Origin of the sequence: Paenibacillus sp. S-38, from assembly GCF_049942825.1 — a bacterium.
Taxonomy (GTDB): Bacteria; Bacillota; Bacilli; order Paenibacillales; family NBRC-103111; genus Paenibacillus_G.
Map to the genome: position 1 here is coordinate 3544658 of NZ_CP187970.1, position 15247 is coordinate 3559904.

The following is a 15247-nucleotide window of genomic DNA, read 5'->3' on the forward strand; positions in this document are numbered from 1 at the left end:
GTACATAGATGTGTTCCCATCCCTCCTTTCGGCTGAAGCAGGGATATTTTGTATGAACAAGGAGGCGAAATCCAGAATGAAGCTGGTGAATCTGAATACGGGAGAAACCCTTGCATCGGACCTGCATACCGCGAAGACCTTCTTGGAGCGGCTGCGCGGCCTGATGTTCTCCAAGGAGCTGCCGCAAGGCACCGGACTTCACATCCGTCCCTGCCGCTCAATCCACACTTTCTTCATGCGTTATGCGATCGATGTACTGTATCTGGACGAGAACCATACCATTGTGGGCATGCAGGAGAAGCTGCCCCCAGGCCGGGTCGGCCCGCTGGTCCCCCGCGCCGTATCGGTCGTCGAGCTTCCTGCGGGAAGTCTCAGCCTGACGCAGACGAAGGATGGACAAGCCGTAGTATTTTTGTAAAGCAGGATTCGATATTCACAAACCCAAGCCCAACCACTCAAAGGAGAGAGACACAGCATGATGAACAAACTGAGAGCACTCGTAACCGAAGAACAGGGACAAGGAATGACGGAGTACGGTCTGGTCCTCGGACTGATCGCCGTAGCGGTGGTAGCCACGCTGGTCATGCTGCGTACGGAGATCACGAACATTTTCACAGATGCACTGAATACGGTACAAAGCCGCAATTCAACGCCATAAATCGCAGCCGGAGTGTACATGAGGCAGCCTCATGGGAATCCCGCTTCGCTTAAGCATCAACGCACCAGTAATTAACCGAATATTCAAACAAAACGGCCGGCAGGCCCCATGAATCGCATAAATCCAACCCTATCCACTCAAAGGAGAGAGACACAGCATGATGAACAAACTGAGAGCACTCGTAACCGAAGAACAAGGACAAGGAATGACGGAGTACGGTCTGGTCCTCGGGCTGATCGCCGTAGCGGTGGTAGCCACGCTGGTCATGCTGCGTACGGAAATCACGAACATTTTCACCGATGCGCTTAATACGGTACAAAGCCGCACTAACACGCCATAATCGAACAATCGACTGCAGCTTGTGGAGTGGAGCCCGGAGGTTCCTTCCAAACATCAACCAAAGCCCAACAACTCAAAGGAGAGAGACACAGCATGATGAACAAACTGAGAGCACTCGTAACCGAAGAACAGGGACAAGGAATGACGGAGTACGGTCTGGTCCTCGGGCTGATCGCCGTAGCGGTGGTAGCCACGCTGGTCATGCTGCGTACGGAAATCACGAACATTTTCACCGATGCGCTTAATACGGTACAAAGCCGCAATACAACGCCATAATCGTACAATCGACTGCAGCTTGTGGAGTGGAGCCCGGAGGTTCCTTCCAAACATCAACCAAAGCCCAACAACTCAAAGGAGAGAGACACAGTATGATGAACAAACTGAGAGCACTCGTAACCGAAGAACAAGGACAAGGAATGACGGAGTACGGTCTGGTCCTCGGACTGATCGCCGTAGCGGTGGTAGCTACGCTGGTCATGCTGCGTACGGAGATCACGAACATTTTCACCGACGCGCTCAATACGGTACAGAGCCGCACTAACACGCCATAATCGAACAATCGACTGCAGCTTGTGGAGTGGAGCCGGCGGCTCCCTCCAAACATCAACCAAAGCCCAACAACCCAAAGGAGAGAGACACAGCATGATGAACAAACTGAGAGCACTCGTAACCGAAGAACAGGGGCAAGGAATGACGGAGTATGGACTGGTCCTCGGACTGATCGCCGTAGCGGTAGTAGCTACGCTGGTCATGCTGCGTACGGAGATCACGAACATTTTCACCGACGCGCTGAACACCGTTCAAAGCCGCAGCACTACGCCTTAATTGGGGCAGCGGCACGGAAGCTTGCGGTTTGAAGCTAAGCCGCAGGCTCCGGCCTTACCGGATTCACTTCCGACCATACATAAAGAAAGAGGGGAGTTTCATGCTGATTGACGCCGCGCTGCTCGCCATTCTGGTGGTATGCGTAGTTACGGATATTCGATCCCGGAAAATTTACAACAAAGTCATCGGTCCCGGCCTGCTCGCCGCACTGGTGCTGCAGGCAGCGGAGGGCGGCTGGGGAGGAATCCTCGCTGCAGGCGCAGGCTTCGCCGCCGGCCTCGGCATTCTGCTCATTCCTTACCTCCTCGGCGGCATGGGCGCCGGCGACGTCAAGCTCCTTGCGCTGGTGGGCGCCTTCAAGGGAGCGGCCTTCGTCGGCATGGCCGCCGTCTACATGGCCCTGGTGGGCGGGGCGATGGCACTCTTCGTGCTGCTGCTCCGCCCGGGCTGGAAGGAAAGGGTGCGCAGCCTCTATCTTGCCGTTGGCTCGGTGCGGTCCGGACTCGGACTGCCCACCGCACTACCGTCACAGGGGGGAACGGCACCGCTCACGTACCCTTACGGTCCGGCGATCGCGGGCGGCTGCCTCCTCTGCTACCTGGCGAAAGGATGGGGAATGGGATGAGACGGATAGAAGATAGGAAGGGGCACGGGGGAGCGGCGGGTCAGCCGGGTACCTCCTCCTTGCGACGAAGGATTCGGCTGCTCCGTGAGGAGAAAGGACAGTCCTTGACGGAGTTAGCGCTGATGCTGCCTCTGCTGCTGTTTCTGGTCTGCGGCATCGTAGACTTCGGCCGCGTGCTGTATGCGTACCTGCACCTGAATCTGGCGGCGCAGGAAACGGTCCGCCTCGGAGGGCTGGGACGCAGCGATGCGGACATTACCGCATTCGCCCGCAATTACGTGCATCTGGGCAAGGCGGAGTCGCTCGTGGTGACGATCGATCCTCTGGAGGCCCGGCGCAAGTCCGGCGAGTATGTCAAGGTAACATTGCGGTATCCGGTAGGGTACATTACACCGCTGGTGGGAGGGCTGCTGCCGGCGCCGGTTGTGGCGGCGGATTCGACCATAAGGGTAGAGTGAGAAAACAGCGACGGAAAGGGGGAAGAGTCATGGGAAGACGTTTCCTCGGGGAGCAGCAGGGCAGCGCCCTGATCCTCGCAGCCGTGATGCTCGCCGTGCTGCTCAGCGCAGCGGGCTTGGTCATCGACGGGGGGACGGTCTACGTACAGAAGAGCCGGCTGCAGAAAGCCGCCAATGCGGCGGCGCTGTCGGGGGCTCAGGAGCTGACCGCCGACCACAACAAGGTGATCGGTGTAGTGCAGGAGGTGCTGCTCCGGCATGGGGAGGAGCAGTCCCTGGTGGCGGCACAGGTGGAGCCCGGCCGCAAAGTAACGGTGACGCTCAGCCGGGAGGTGAAGCTCGGCTTCTCCGGGCTGTTCGGCAGAGCTGCCGCCCCTGTGGAAGCCCGGGCGGCAGCCGAGATCCTGACGATGGGAGAGGCGGCCGGCGCCGCGCCGCTCGGGATCGATGAGAGCATTCCGCTCGAATTCGGAAGGCAGTACCGGCTGAAGGTGGACCAAACGGAAGTGAGCTACGGCAATTTCGGGGTGCTGGCGCTTGGAGGCACAGGGGCGGCGACCTATGAAGACAATCTGAAGCACGGCTATAAGAATGTGCTCAAGGTCGGGGATATCATTGAGACCCAGACAGGCAATATCGCGGACAAAACACGAAACGGCGTCAACGAGCGAATCGACAGCTGTCCCTACCCGGAAGGGGATTACTCCCACCGGGACTGCACCCGGATCATCTTAATCCCGGTGTATAAGCCCTACGCCCAGTCCTCCAACCAGTTGAAAAGGGTGGAAATCAAGGGATTCGCATACTTTTATATCACGAAACCGATGGCTTCGAAGGACACCTATATTGACGGGATCTTCATCCAGCGGACCGGGACAGGCATTGTAAGACCGGGAGCCGTATCCAAGGGAGCCTATGCGATCCGCTTGACGGAATAAGCAGTCCGGCTGCGGTCGGCATGAATCGAACAGACAGAGGAGAGGACAGACAACATGAGATCCAAACTGATCATGGCCGCAGCACTCGTCATGGGACTGTGTACCACATTCTTGTTTTTTAATTATATGAAGAAATACGATACCGCCTCCGCCGTTCAGGCTTCCATGGTCGAGGTGGTGGCCGCCAAGACCGCCGTCAAAAAGAACCAGGTGCTGGATGCATCGGTGCTGCAGCTCGTGCAGGTGCCGGAGCTCGGACTGCATCCGCAGGCGGTGCGGTCCATCGCTGAAGCGGAAGGAAAGCTGGCCGGAGGAGAGCTGGCCGCAGGAGAAGTGCTGCTGACGCATCATCTGACCGGGGGAAGGGAAGAATCGCTGTTCGTCTCCCGCAAGGTGCAGGACGGCTACCGCGGGGTTTCGGTCGGTGTGAACTTCGTCCAGTCGGTCTCGAACCTCATCGAGCCGGAAGACCTGGTGGACGTCGTATTCACGCCGGCAGACAAAGGCACGGGCCCGGCGGTCTCCGTCACGCTCCTCGAGAATGTGCGCGTGCTGGCGGTGGGCCGTCGGATGGTCGAGGCCGACAAGGAAACGCCTTATGCGGAATACAGCGCGGTGACACTGGAAGTCAAGGCGGAGGATACGGTCAAGCTGGTCAATGCCGATGAGCTCGGAACGGTATCGCTGGTCCTGCGGAGCCGGGCCGTGAAGGCTGCCACGCCATAAGAAAGCCGGGACACCGGGCATGTCCCGGTGTCCTACACGATAGAAGGATGGAAGGGTAATTGGAAGGGGGAGTAAGGATGGAACAGCGGGAAAACGGGTCTGCTGCGGACCCGGCACCGGTAACGAAGCGGGGAGAGATCATCGCCGTGGCCGGAGCCAAAGGGGGCATCGGACGGACGGTCATGACGGTGAACCTCGCCGCGGCTCTGGCAAAGAATACCCGGCTGCAGGTGGCCGTATTGGATGGGGATCTGCAGTTCGGGGATGTGGGACTGGCGATGGACCTGCAGCCGACCTTCACGATCAAGGATGTGGCGGAGGGGCTGGCTACGATGGACGGCTTCACGCTCGCCAGCTACCTCAGCCGGCACGGCAGCGGAGTGCGCGTCATGGCTGCGCCGGAGCGGCCGGAGCAGGCGGACCTCGTCACGCCGGAGGCGGTCGAGCGGATCTGCGGGATGCTGGCCGCGCAGCACGATTACCTGCTCGTGGACACAGGAGTGGGCCTGCAGGAGCAGACCCTTCAGCTGATGGAGAGGGCGGATCAAGTGTTCGTCCTGACGACGCTCGAGATGGTGGCGATCAAGAATACGAGGCTGATGCTCGAGACGATGGAGGTACTGGGGCTGCGCGACAAGGTGCAGGTCGTCGTTAACCGGGCGACGATGGAGAGTGTAATCAAGGCCGGGGACGTGCCGGACATTCTCGGGGTGGAGACGGCATACTATGTGCCCAATGACTTCGGCATGGTATCCCAGTCGCTTAATCTAGGGATTCCGTTCGTCCTGAACCAGACCAAGAGCGAGCTGGCCAAGGCGGTATACAAAATGGCCGAGCAGCTCATCGCCCGGCGTGAGATCGCGCATTTCAAGCCGAAGCCGCAGTCGCTGCTCCAGTCGCTGCTGCAGAAAACGAAAGGACCGGCGTCTTTCTTTTGAGCATAAATAGATGTTTCTTCAAAAAAATCAATCGGTATACCTATTATATCCATGATAAGGAGGCTGTGTGATGAGTTTGATGGACCGGATACAGGCCAAGGCGTCGCAGGTCCAGGGGGAAGGGGCCCCGGAGGAGCTTCTCGAGCCGCAGCCGCCAAAGCCGCCGAGGAAAGATCCCATTGCGGCATTCCGCGAGACCCGCCGGCCGGGTGAAAGCAGCCAGAGCCGCGAACAGCGGTCGCAGCCGACCAAGCACCAGGAGCTCAAGAATCGGCTGTACAAGCAGGTGCTGAGCGAGCTGAAGGACGACGATGTGGAGTCGGTGATCGGCAAGCTTGATGCGATGGCCGTCGAGATTCTCAAGGAAGACGAGTCGTTCCGCGGGCGGATCGACCGCAAGAAGGTTATCGACGAGCTGGTTAACGATCTGACCGGCTTCGGCCCGATCAACCCGCTGCTGCTGGATGATGAAGTCAGTGAAGTGATGGTCAACGGGCCCAATCAGGTGTATGTGGAGCGGGGGGGCAAGCTGGAGCTCTCGCATGTGCAGTTCCGCGATGACGAGCATGTCATGAGCGTCATCGACAAGATCGTCGCGCCGATCGGCCGCCGCATCGACGAGAGCTCGCCGATGGTGGACGCGCGGCTGCCCGACGGCTCCCGGGTGAACGTCATTATCCCGCCGCTGGCACTCAAGGGTCCGACGATTACGATCCGGAAGTTCTCGAAGGATCCGTATACGATCGAGGACCTCATCGGTTTCGGCACAGTGACCCGCGAGATGGCCGTATTCCTCGACGCCTGCGTCAAGGCGCGGCTGAACATGTTCGTCAGCGGCGGCACGGGCTCCGGCAAAACGACCACGCTCAACGTGCTCTCCTCGTTCATTCCGAGCGACGAACGGATCGTGACGATTGAGGATGCGGCCGAGCTGCAGCTCTCGCAGGACCATGTCGTCTCGCTGGAATCCCGCCCGCCGAACATCGAGGGCAAGGGCGGCATCACGATCCGCGACCTCGTGCGCAACTCGCTGCGGATGCGCCCCGAGCGCATCGTCATCGGCGAGGTGCGGGGCGGTGAGGCGCTGGACATGCTGCAGGCGATGAACACGGGCCACGACGGCTCGCTGGCCACCGGACACTCGAACTCCCCGCGGGATATGATCTCCCGTCTGGAGACGATGGTGCTTATGGCGGGGATCGACCTTCCGGTGAAGGCGATCCGCGAGCAGATCGCCGGCGCGATCGATGTGATTATCCAGCAGTCCCGGCTGAAGGACGGCTCGCGCAAGATCACGAACATCACGGAAGTGCAGGGGATGGAGGGCGATGTCATCGTGCTGCAGGACATCTTCGTCTACCGGCAGACCGGCGTCAGCGACGAGGGGCGGATGATCGGCCGGCTCGTGCCGACGGGTGTCCGGCCGAAATTCTACGAGCGGCTCGAGGCTTCGGGGATCTTCATCCCGCCGACAGTCTTCATTGAGGAGGAATGACGGATGAAATGGCTTCTTGTATTGTTTTTTGCCTTCTCCTCCTTCCTGCTGTTCGCGGCGCTGCTGCAGACGCTCTTCCTCTCCGACCGGAAGCTGAAGGGGCGTGTCCGGCGCTATCTGGCGCTGAACGACAAACGCCGGCTCGGCCGCCGGCAGTTCAGTCTGCTCGTGCAGCTGCAGCTCTACAAGCAGGCGGTCAAGGAGAACGTGCTGACGAAGAAGAAGAACGACCGGCTGGAAGATATGCTCAGCCGGGCCGGCCTCACCCTGCGCCCGGAGGAATACATTCTGCTGCAGTGGGTCGCCATGGCGCTGCTCGGCGGCCTGCTCCTGCTGGTTACCGGCAGCATGCTGGGTCTGCTGCTCGGGGTGCTTCTCGGATACCTCGCACCGAAGTGGGTGGTGAAGAGCAAGGAACAGGAGCGGATCAACCGGTTCAATGACGGGCTGCAGGACATGATTACGACGATCATCGGCTCGCTTCGGGCCGGCTTCTCGTTTGCCCAGGCGCTGAAGACGGTGGTCGACGAATCCCAAGACCCGATCCGCGGCGAGATGGAGATCGTGCTGAAGGAGATGCAGTACGGAACTACGATGGAGGAGGCTCTGCTTCGTCTCAAGGAGCGGATGCCGAGCGCGGATCTCGATCTCATGATCCAGTGCATCCTCATCCAGCGGCAGGTCGGCGGGAATCTGGCCGTCGTGCTAGAGACGATCGTGCAGACGATCCGCGACCGGAACAAGATCCAGCGCCAGATCCGAACGCTTACGGCCCAGGGGCGCTTGTCGGGCATCGTGATCGGTCTGCTGCCGGTGGTGCTCGGTATATTGATTTATTTTATCGAACCGGATTACATCGGCTCGCTCTTCCACCACCCGGTGGGCCTGCTCATGGTAGGCGCGGGCGTATTCTCAGGGATCATCGGGTTCGTGTGTATTCGCAAAATGACGACGATTGAGGTGTAGACCATGGTGTTTCTCAGCTTTTTTCTAACCGTTACCTTAGCCGTCTATGCCCTCTTCGTCACGTGGGAGCAGCGGCGGGGGATGGTGCGCCGCCGCCTGGCGATGATCTCCTCGGAAGGGGAGACGGTCGCGTCAGCGATTCAGGAGAGCGGCGATCCCGAGGGCGGCGATCCCGGCCGGAAGGCCGCTCTGGCCGCCTTCGTGAAGAAGGGCTTGCTGCTGGCCAAGCGGCGCTTTGGACGGCGGATGACAGAGGCGCAGGCCTCCCGCATGGAGCTGCGTCTGCTGCAGGCCGGACGGCCAATGGGCATGGGGACGCTGGAGTTCCGCATGCTGCAGCTCGTGCTGTACGTGCTGCTGCCCACGCTCTTCGGGCTGTACGGGGGGCTGATCGGCTCCGGCTTCGGGGGCATCGTGCTGTTCGCCGGCATGGGGCTGGCGGGAGCAGCCATGCTGCCTGCGTATTATCTGCGGCTGAAGACGAAGCAGCGGCTGCGCCTCTCTCTCCGCGAGCTGCCCGATGTGCTCGATATGCTCACGGTGTCGCTCGAAGCCGGACTCGGCTTCGATGCCGCGCTGAGCAAGCTCGTGGCAAAGTCGGGCGGCGTGCTGCCGGGCGAGTTCCGCTACTGCCTCGAGGAGATCCGCCTCGGCAAGACGCGGCGTGAAGCGCTGATCGGCGTACGCGACCGGCTTCCGCTCGATGAGCTGCGCGTGCTGATCTCCTCGATTCTGCAGGCGGAGAAGCTCGGAATCGGGATGGTGCAGGTGCTCCGCGTGCAGTCGCACGAGGTGCGCGAGCAGCGCAAGCAGCGGGCGGAGGAGGAGGCGATGAAGGCGCCGATTAAGATGTTGTTTCCGCTCGTGCTCTTCATCTTCCCGTCGCTGTTCATCGTGCTGCTCGGCCCGGCTGTCATCCAGTTTATCGAAGCGTTTGCGAAATGACGGCTGACGGCAGCCTCCCCGGCTCCCGTGATATGACTGCCCCCTAGTCTAAAGGTTATCCCCTCCGTTTGGTAAGAAACTCCTCTCATAGTCTCTGGTAAATGGAGGAACAGTAACGGAAAAGAACCGGAGACAAAGGGAGGAAACGAGTGTGTTTCGAAGCATGAGAAAGCCGATTCTGGCCACGGCCGTCCTGGTCTCCATCTTCCCTGCCGCAGGCGGTGCATCGGCCAAAAGCCCGACCGTGCCGCTGCGGGATGTATTCGAGGCGATGGGCGCTAAGGTTACCTGGACGGCGGCCAGCGGCAGGATCGAGATCCAACGCGACGAAGTGACACTGCGGTTTCAGACCGGCTCGGGCACCGCATATAAGAACGGGACGGCGGTCGTGATGGATACGCCGGTGACGATCAGCGCCTCCGGCAAAGCCATGATCTCGGCTTACGCCGTCTATCCGCTGGCCAAGAATTATAAGAAAGAGCGCCATTATCTCGTGCAGAAGGGCGATTCGCTCTGGAGTGTTGCGCTCAAATACGGTGTGACCGTGGCCCAGCTCAAATCGTGGAACGGGCTTAAGAGCGATGTCATCCAGGCGGGACAGCATCTCACGACGGTAAGTCCCTGGTATATTGTACAGAAGGGGGACACCCTCTATTCGATCTCGGGCAAGACGGAGACAACGATCTCCGCGCTCAAGAAAGCCAATGGACTTACAAGCGACAGGCTGAGTGAGGGGCAAAAGCTGACGATTCCCGCTGCGCCGTCCGTTTCCGCTCCGGGGATGCTCGTCGAAGGCACGTTTCCGCTGATGGGGCGTACCTATCTGCCGTTTGGGGATACGTACGGAGATGCCCGCATGTTCTCGCTCGGCCAGACGGCGCGGGTGCATGAAGGCAATGACATGGAAGCGAATACCGGTGTGCCGGTGTTCGCCGCTTGGGACGGCAAGGTCATCCGCATAGGGTGGAATACGTATGGCGGATGGAGACTCACCATTGAGGCGGATAACGGAATTGCGATGTATTACGCCCATCTGTCCGGTTATGCCGACGGGATCGCTTTGGGCTCGAAGGTCAAACGGGAGCAGCTGATCGGGTATGTCGGGTCCACGGGCTACGGTCCGGAGGGAACTTCCGGCAAGTTCATCTCCCATCTGCATTTCGGCATGTACGATACGAACTCGTCCTGGAAGCCGCTCAACCCGCATCCGTACCTGAAATGGTGGGAGACACGGTAAGCGCAGGAGATGGGGAAGCAACCGCTGTCCGTGGTCCTTTTGGGGTCGGGGGAAGCGGTTTTTTATCCTATTCATCAAGTATGACGCGCATCAGCTCGTTAGGGTCATCTGACATTGTAATAAACGCGCTTCGTCCTAAATGGGGGCAGCGGCGTTGATCTCACTGCGAGGAAGAGGGCTGGAGGCGGGGCCGATAGGACAGGGGGCGGTGTGCAATTGGTTGGACAAAAACGAAGTGCAGAAGAGCCGGGAGAGGGCAGTGACAGGCAGGAATGCCCGTCTCTGCCCTCTCGTCGTCCTCATGCGGAGGCTTCCTCGGCGGCCGGCACCGGTGAAGCGGCGACGGCTGCATCCTCCCGGTACTGGCGGGGAAGTACGGCAAAATAGTAGAGTCCGGTAACCAGAAAGCAGCCGCCCACGATCAGGAACAGCCCTTCGATGCCGATCCGGGAGGGGAAGAAGAGGGCGATGAGCCCGAGCGTTACCGATTGAGTCAGCATCATCAAGGGACCGATCCATCCTTGAACGCGCCCCATCCGTCCCGGGTCGACAATACGCGGCAGCCAGCCGCCCAGGCCGATATTCACAGCGGGCAGGGTGAAGGCGACGATGAAGCTGATGACATAAAAATACGGGATGGACGTGACCCATCCGCAGAGTCCGAGCAGGAGGCCGCTGCTCATCAGTCCTCCGATAATCAGATGATACGGCTTGCACTTTGCGGCAAGGAGGGATGCGGCGAGACTGCCAAGGAGCAGGCCGGTCCCGAAGAGGATGCCCAGCCATACGGCATGCTCCTCGTAGGTTTGGGGCGCGAGCTTGTATTTCAGAATAAAGACCGGCATGATGCTCATGCCGCCGTTAATGATCCCGAAGACAGCAAAGCCTGCCACGAGCATGGATAGGAGCTTGTGCCCGAGAATGTAGCGGAGCCCGTCCGCGAAGTCGGATACGATCACCCGGAAGTTCAGCTGCCCCCAGGTATGGCGTCCGTTCGGCAGGCGGACGGCTTCCCCAATCCGGCAGGAGCGGATGAGCAGTCCGGATACGGCGAAGGAGACCGCATCCAAGAGCAGGGCGCCGCTAATCCCGAGCTTCCAGTAGGCGGCGGCGCCGAGTGCAGTGCCGAACAGCAGGAACAAGCTCCCCATCATCTGGTTGAGACCTGCGGCTACGCTGTAGTCTTTGTCGGTCAAAACGCCCTGCACGAGCGCTTGCTCAGCCGGAAAGAAGAAACGGGAGACGGCGCTTCGGATGAACAGCACGGCGAAGATCAGGGGCACCCAGTCCCACTGTACCATCACGAGCAGGGCGAGGGACAGCAAGGCGTTGATCCAGTCGCAGTTTGCCGCAATCTTTTGCCGGTCCATCCGGTCGGCAAGCACGCCGACGAAGAAGAAGACGGACAAGGCGGGAAGGGACTGCATCAGTTCGGAGAGCGTCGCGTAGAAGGGCTGGCCCGAGAAGCGGTCGAGCAGATAGAACATGAAAGCCGTAAGTCCGATCACGCTCCCCATCTGGGAGGTGAACGCGGCAAGCAGAAGATTGCGGTAATTCGGGATGCGGAGCACTTCGAACAGCGGTTTCATCAATACCTCTCCTTTTTCTATTCCAACAAATCAATGGTAATATATGTAACCCCAAAAGTCGAATGGAAAATCGGTAAAGAACTAGAAGGCGGAGGGGCCGATTATCTCAGAAATGCATTTCTTTTTGGCTCCGAAGTCTGTAAAATAGACAGGCGGTCTGTCGATAGGGCCTGCCATATGCTTTAGGATGGACTAAGGAGCGATACACTGTTGAAAACACTCATCATTGCGGAAAAGCCCGATATGGGCCGGAACATTGCGGCCGCAATCGATCCCAAAGCCAAAAACCAGCGGACTTATATTGAAGGAGAACAATATATCATCACTTGGGCGATCGGCCATCTGATCGGTTTGGCGGAGCCCGATGCTTACGATGACAGGTACAAGAAGTGGAATCTCGGCGACCTGCCGATCATTCCGGAGCAGTTCAAGCTTGTGCCGAATGCCAGAACGAAAGACCAGCTCAAAGTCATCGCAGAGCTCGCCAAGCGCGCCTCCCTGCTCGTCAACGCCTGCGACGCCGGGCGGGAGGGGCAGCATATTTTCTCGCTGATCCAGCGGCATCTGAAGCTGAAGCAGCCGGTAAAGCGGCTGTGGATCTCCGACTTGACGCCGGAGACGATCCGCAGGGGATTCGCCGAGCTCAAGGAGGGAGCGGACTTCGAACCGCTTACTCGTGCGGCGAAGGCTCGAAGTGAAGCGGACTGGCTCATCGGGATGAACGGGTCGCGCGCGTTTACGACCAAGCACAAGGAGCTGCTGTCGGTCGGTCGGGTGCAGACCCCGGTGCTCGCGCTGCTGTATGACCGGCAGAAAGAAATCGAAGCTTTCCAGTCGAACAAGTACTACGAGGTGGAAGCCTGGTTCGAGCAGGGCGAGACCCTCTACCGGGGTCTCTGGCAGGGCGATCGGCTCACGGACGGCGAGAAGGCGAAGGCGCTGGCCGAGAAGGTAAAGGGCAAGCGAGGAACGATCGAGAGCTATGAAGTCAAGGATACGAAGGAGTATCCGTTCAAGCTCTATGACCTGACACTGCTGCAGCGGGAAGCCAATGCGAAGTTCGGCTTCTCCGCGAAGAAGACGCTCGATCTGGCGCAGACGCTCTACGAGAAGCATAAGGCGATCTCATACCCGCGGACGAACTCCAACTATGTCACGGAGCAGAACATCCCGGAGATGCACCGGGCGCTCGACCAGCTGGGGAAGACGGATTACCGCGGATTGGTGGAAGGGGCGGACAAGAAGTTCGTGCACAAGAATAACAAGGCGGTCTGCAACCCTTCCAAGGTTGAAGACCACCATGCGATTCTTCCGACCCACAAGACCCCGGGGGCGCTGCCTCCGGATGAAGCGAAGCTGTACGACCTCATCGTCCGGCGGTTCCTGTCGCAGTTCTACCCGGCCGCTTCCTACAAAATGCATACCGTATTGACCGCGGCGGAGGGGGAGCGCTTCAAGAGCACGATCAAGCAGCTGCTCGACCTCGGCTGGAAGGTGATCTACGCCGACCAGAAGAAAGAGAAGCCGTCCGGCAGGGGCAAGGGCAAGGCGGACGGCAAGGAAGACGACGAGGAGTCGGCGGAGGAGGAAGTCCAGACGCCGTTTACTCTCGATGCGTCGAAGGATGTACGCTGCAAGAAGAGCGCGGCAAAAGAGAAGGAAACCCAGCCGCCGAAGCCCTATACGGAGGGCACGCTGCTCAAGGCGATGGAGAGCGCGGGCAAGCAGATCGAGGATGAAGAGCTGCGCGACGCGATGAAAGATTCCGGCCTCGGGACGCCGGCTACCCGGGCTTCAGTGATCGAGCGCCTGAAGAACGTTGGCTACGTCGTAATGCAGGGCAAGCGGATTGCAATCACGCCGAAGGGACGTACGGCCGTGGAGCTCATCCGGGGGGCGGGCGTCGAGCTGCTGACCTCCCCGGAGATGACCGGCCACTGGGAGCGTCGTCTCAACGAGATCGCGCGCGGTTCCGCTTCCGACGAACAGTTCATGGCGAACGTCAAGAAGTTCGCCACGATGATCGTCGATAAGGTGCGCGTGCAGCGCCCGGCCGAGAAGACGGCATTCGAGGGCGAAGCGGCTGCCGCAGGCGGAGCGGGACGCGGTCGCGGGCGCACCGCAGGCCCGAAGCGCGGGACGCGGGGCGCAGCGGCGGGAGCGGGCGAGCCGGCGGCGTCAGCGGGAGCGAAGCGCGGGACGCGGAGCGCAGCGGCTGGAGCGGGCGAGCCGGCGGCGTCAGCGGGAGCGAAGCGCGGGATGCGGAGCGCAGCGGCGGGAGCGGGCGAGCTGGCGGCGTCAGCGGGAGCGAAGCGCGGGACGCGGAGCGCAGCGGCTGGAGCGGGCGAGCCGGCGGCGGGCGCAGTGCGCGGGACGCGGAGCGCAGCGGCTGGAGCAAGTGAGCCGGCGGCGCTGACGCAGGCTCAGGTTGCGGCGTCCGCTGCGGCTGCACCGCCGGCGGCGACGCTTGGCGCCTGCCCGCGCGATGGCTGCGGCGGACGCATCATCCGCGGCAAGCGGGGCTACGGCTGCAGCCACTACAAATTCGGCTGCGGGTTTGTAATCTGGAAAGACAGCTTCGGGGCGTCGCTTACGGATACGGCTGTCATGTATCTGCTGAAGCACGGGCGGACGGCGGCCATGCAGCTGATCGGCGAGCAGGGACAGCCGGTGGAAGCCAGAATGGTCCTTTTGGACCGTGCGACCGGAAGGCTGGGAATTGAACCCGTATGATCTTCAAAAGAACGGCCCTTTGCTGCAGCATAAGCCCTGCGCATAGAGCCGGAGAGTGGAGGCACTTATGAAAGAGATTCCTATTCCATACGTTCGGGCCAACCAGGCGGGGATAGTGCTTTTTGTCCTCCTGGCGGTCGTCTTCCAGCTCCCCGTACTGATTGTGGCCCTCTGGGCCATCCAAGTGCTGGGGCTGTGGCAGGGAATCCGCGCCAATCTGATCGTCCAGCTGGCCGCTCCCCTGCTGCGTCATCGCATAGCCGGTGCGCCGACCGAATCCCGGGAACTGCAGAGATTTAATAACTCGATTGCGGTCGGGCTGCTGACCCTCTCCCTGATCTCCTTTTGGATCAGCCCGGGGAGCTGGATCGGCTATCTGTTCGCCGGCATGGTTGCTCTGGCCGCTCTGGTGGCGATCTGCGGCTTTTGTGTCGGCTGCTTTCTCTACTACCAGTTCAAAAGGATGCGGCGTTGACCCTCGGTGTGAAAATCGCAATAGCGGAACTACGATTCTTTATTGGTGTATTTCCCGGTATTTCCCAAAGAATAGCGGAACTCAAGTATCTTATCCGGGCCGGATTGCTTCCACAACCCTCAGAAACTCCCAAATAAGTGATCTGAGTTCCGTTAAATAGTTGCGAGATCCTGCTGCAGACGATATAAGACATCTGAGTTCCGTTATGCTGTGGTCAGCGTCACAGGTAAACAAAGAGAACCTTCATCTCCGCGATAATTCGTGGAGTGAAGGTTCTTTTGGCATGGAGAGGGCCGGTCA

18 protein-coding genes are annotated in these 15247 nt (G+C 60.1%); 17 read left to right on the forward strand and 1 reads right to left on the reverse strand.

Features of this window, described 5'->3' with window-relative positions; all coding sequences use genetic code 11:
- The first annotated feature begins 76 nt into the window (after positions 1-76).
- The 15 genes from ACP26L_RS16245 (at position 77) to ACP26L_RS16315 (ending at position 10150) form a co-directional block, all read left to right on the forward strand.
- The gene (locus tag ACP26L_RS16245; protein ID WP_426454036.1) at positions 77-418 is read left to right on the forward strand and encodes a DUF192 domain-containing protein; all 342 of its coding nucleotides are present in this window, start codon (positions 77-79) and stop codon (positions 416-418) included.
- 57 nt (positions 419-475) lie between these two features.
- Positions 476-658, forward strand: a complete 183-nt coding sequence (locus ACP26L_RS16250) for a Flp family type IVb pilin (protein WP_426454038.1) — start codon at positions 476-478, stop codon at positions 656-658.
- Between the two features lie 157 nt (positions 659-815).
- Positions 816-998: a Flp family type IVb pilin gene (locus ACP26L_RS16255; protein ID WP_426454040.1), complete on the forward strand. Its 183-nt coding sequence runs from the start codon at positions 816-818 to the stop codon at positions 996-998.
- 92 nt (positions 999-1090) lie between these two features.
- Complete coding sequence (locus ACP26L_RS16260) at positions 1091-1273, forward strand: Flp family type IVb pilin (RefSeq protein ID WP_013916754.1); 183 nt, start codon at positions 1091-1093, stop codon at positions 1271-1273.
- Positions 1274-1365: 92 nt separating this feature from the next.
- Positions 1366-1548: a Flp family type IVb pilin gene (locus tag ACP26L_RS16265; RefSeq protein ID WP_426454040.1), complete on the forward strand. Its 183-nt coding sequence runs from the start codon at positions 1366-1368 to the stop codon at positions 1546-1548.
- A gap of 91 nt (positions 1549-1639) precedes the next feature.
- Positions 1640-1822 (forward strand): Flp family type IVb pilin, encoded by a 183-nt coding sequence (locus ACP26L_RS16270; RefSeq protein ID WP_426454042.1) that lies wholly within the window; start codon positions 1640-1642, stop codon positions 1820-1822.
- 100 nt (positions 1823-1922) lie between these two features.
- On the forward strand, positions 1923-2447 hold the full coding sequence (locus ACP26L_RS16275) for an A24 family peptidase (RefSeq protein WP_426454044.1): 525 nt from the start codon (positions 1923-1925) through the stop codon (positions 2445-2447).
- A 104-nt stretch (positions 2448-2551) separates the two neighbouring features.
- The gene (locus ACP26L_RS16280) at positions 2552-2905 is read left to right on the forward strand and encodes a TadE/TadG family type IV pilus assembly protein (RefSeq protein ID WP_426454046.1); all 354 of its coding nucleotides are present in this window, start codon (positions 2552-2554) and stop codon (positions 2903-2905) included.
- A 29-nt stretch (positions 2906-2934) separates the two neighbouring features.
- Positions 2935-3843, forward strand: coding sequence for a pilus assembly protein TadG-related protein (locus ACP26L_RS16285; protein WP_426454048.1), 909 nt, complete (start codon positions 2935-2937; stop codon positions 3841-3843).
- 54 nt (positions 3844-3897) lie between these two features.
- Positions 3898-4569 carry a Flp pilus assembly protein CpaB gene (gene cpaB, locus ACP26L_RS16290; RefSeq protein ID WP_426454050.1) on the forward strand — a complete coding sequence of 224 codons (672 nt, stop codon included), beginning with the start codon at positions 3898-3900 and terminating at the stop codon, positions 4567-4569.
- A 77-nt stretch (positions 4570-4646) separates the two neighbouring features.
- Positions 4647-5507 (forward strand): AAA family ATPase, encoded by an 861-nt coding sequence (locus ACP26L_RS16295; RefSeq protein WP_426454052.1) that lies wholly within the window; start codon positions 4647-4649, stop codon positions 5505-5507.
- A gap of 70 nt (positions 5508-5577) precedes the next feature.
- The gene (locus tag ACP26L_RS16300; RefSeq protein ID WP_426454054.1) at positions 5578-7002 is read left to right on the forward strand and encodes a CpaF family protein; all 1425 of its coding nucleotides are present in this window, start codon (positions 5578-5580) and stop codon (positions 7000-7002) included.
- A 3-nt stretch (positions 7003-7005) separates the two neighbouring features.
- On the forward strand, positions 7006-7968 hold the full coding sequence (locus ACP26L_RS16305; RefSeq protein WP_426454056.1) for a type II secretion system F family protein: 963 nt from the start codon (positions 7006-7008) through the stop codon (positions 7966-7968).
- 3 nt (positions 7969-7971) lie between these two features.
- Positions 7972-8913, forward strand: a complete 942-nt coding sequence (locus ACP26L_RS16310; protein WP_426454058.1) for a type II secretion system F family protein — start codon at positions 7972-7974, stop codon at positions 8911-8913.
- Positions 8914-9076: 163 nt separating this feature from the next.
- Positions 9077-10150, forward strand: coding sequence for a LysM peptidoglycan-binding domain-containing protein (locus tag ACP26L_RS16315; protein ID WP_426454060.1), 1074 nt, complete (start codon positions 9077-9079; stop codon positions 10148-10150).
- A gap of 299 nt (positions 10151-10449) precedes the next feature.
- On the opposite strand, the gene ACP26L_RS16320 is transcribed toward ACP26L_RS16315, so the two are convergent.
- Positions 10450-11739, reverse strand: a complete 1290-nt coding sequence (locus ACP26L_RS16320; protein WP_426454062.1) for an MFS transporter — start codon at positions 11737-11739, stop codon at positions 10450-10452.
- A 210-nt stretch (positions 11740-11949) separates the two neighbouring features.
- Between ACP26L_RS16320 and ACP26L_RS16325 the strand changes: the two genes are divergently transcribed.
- Together ACP26L_RS16325 and ACP26L_RS16330 are read left to right on the forward strand one after the other, a co-directional pair.
- Entirely contained in the window at positions 11950-14472 is a 2523-nt protein-coding gene (locus tag ACP26L_RS16325; RefSeq protein ID WP_426454064.1) for a DNA topoisomerase 3, read from the forward strand.
- 67 nt (positions 14473-14539) lie between these two features.
- The gene (locus ACP26L_RS16330) at positions 14540-14947 is read left to right on the forward strand and encodes a DUF4395 domain-containing protein (RefSeq protein ID WP_426454066.1); all 408 of its coding nucleotides are present in this window, start codon (positions 14540-14542) and stop codon (positions 14945-14947) included.
- The last annotated feature ends 300 nt before the right edge of the window (positions 14948-15247 follow it).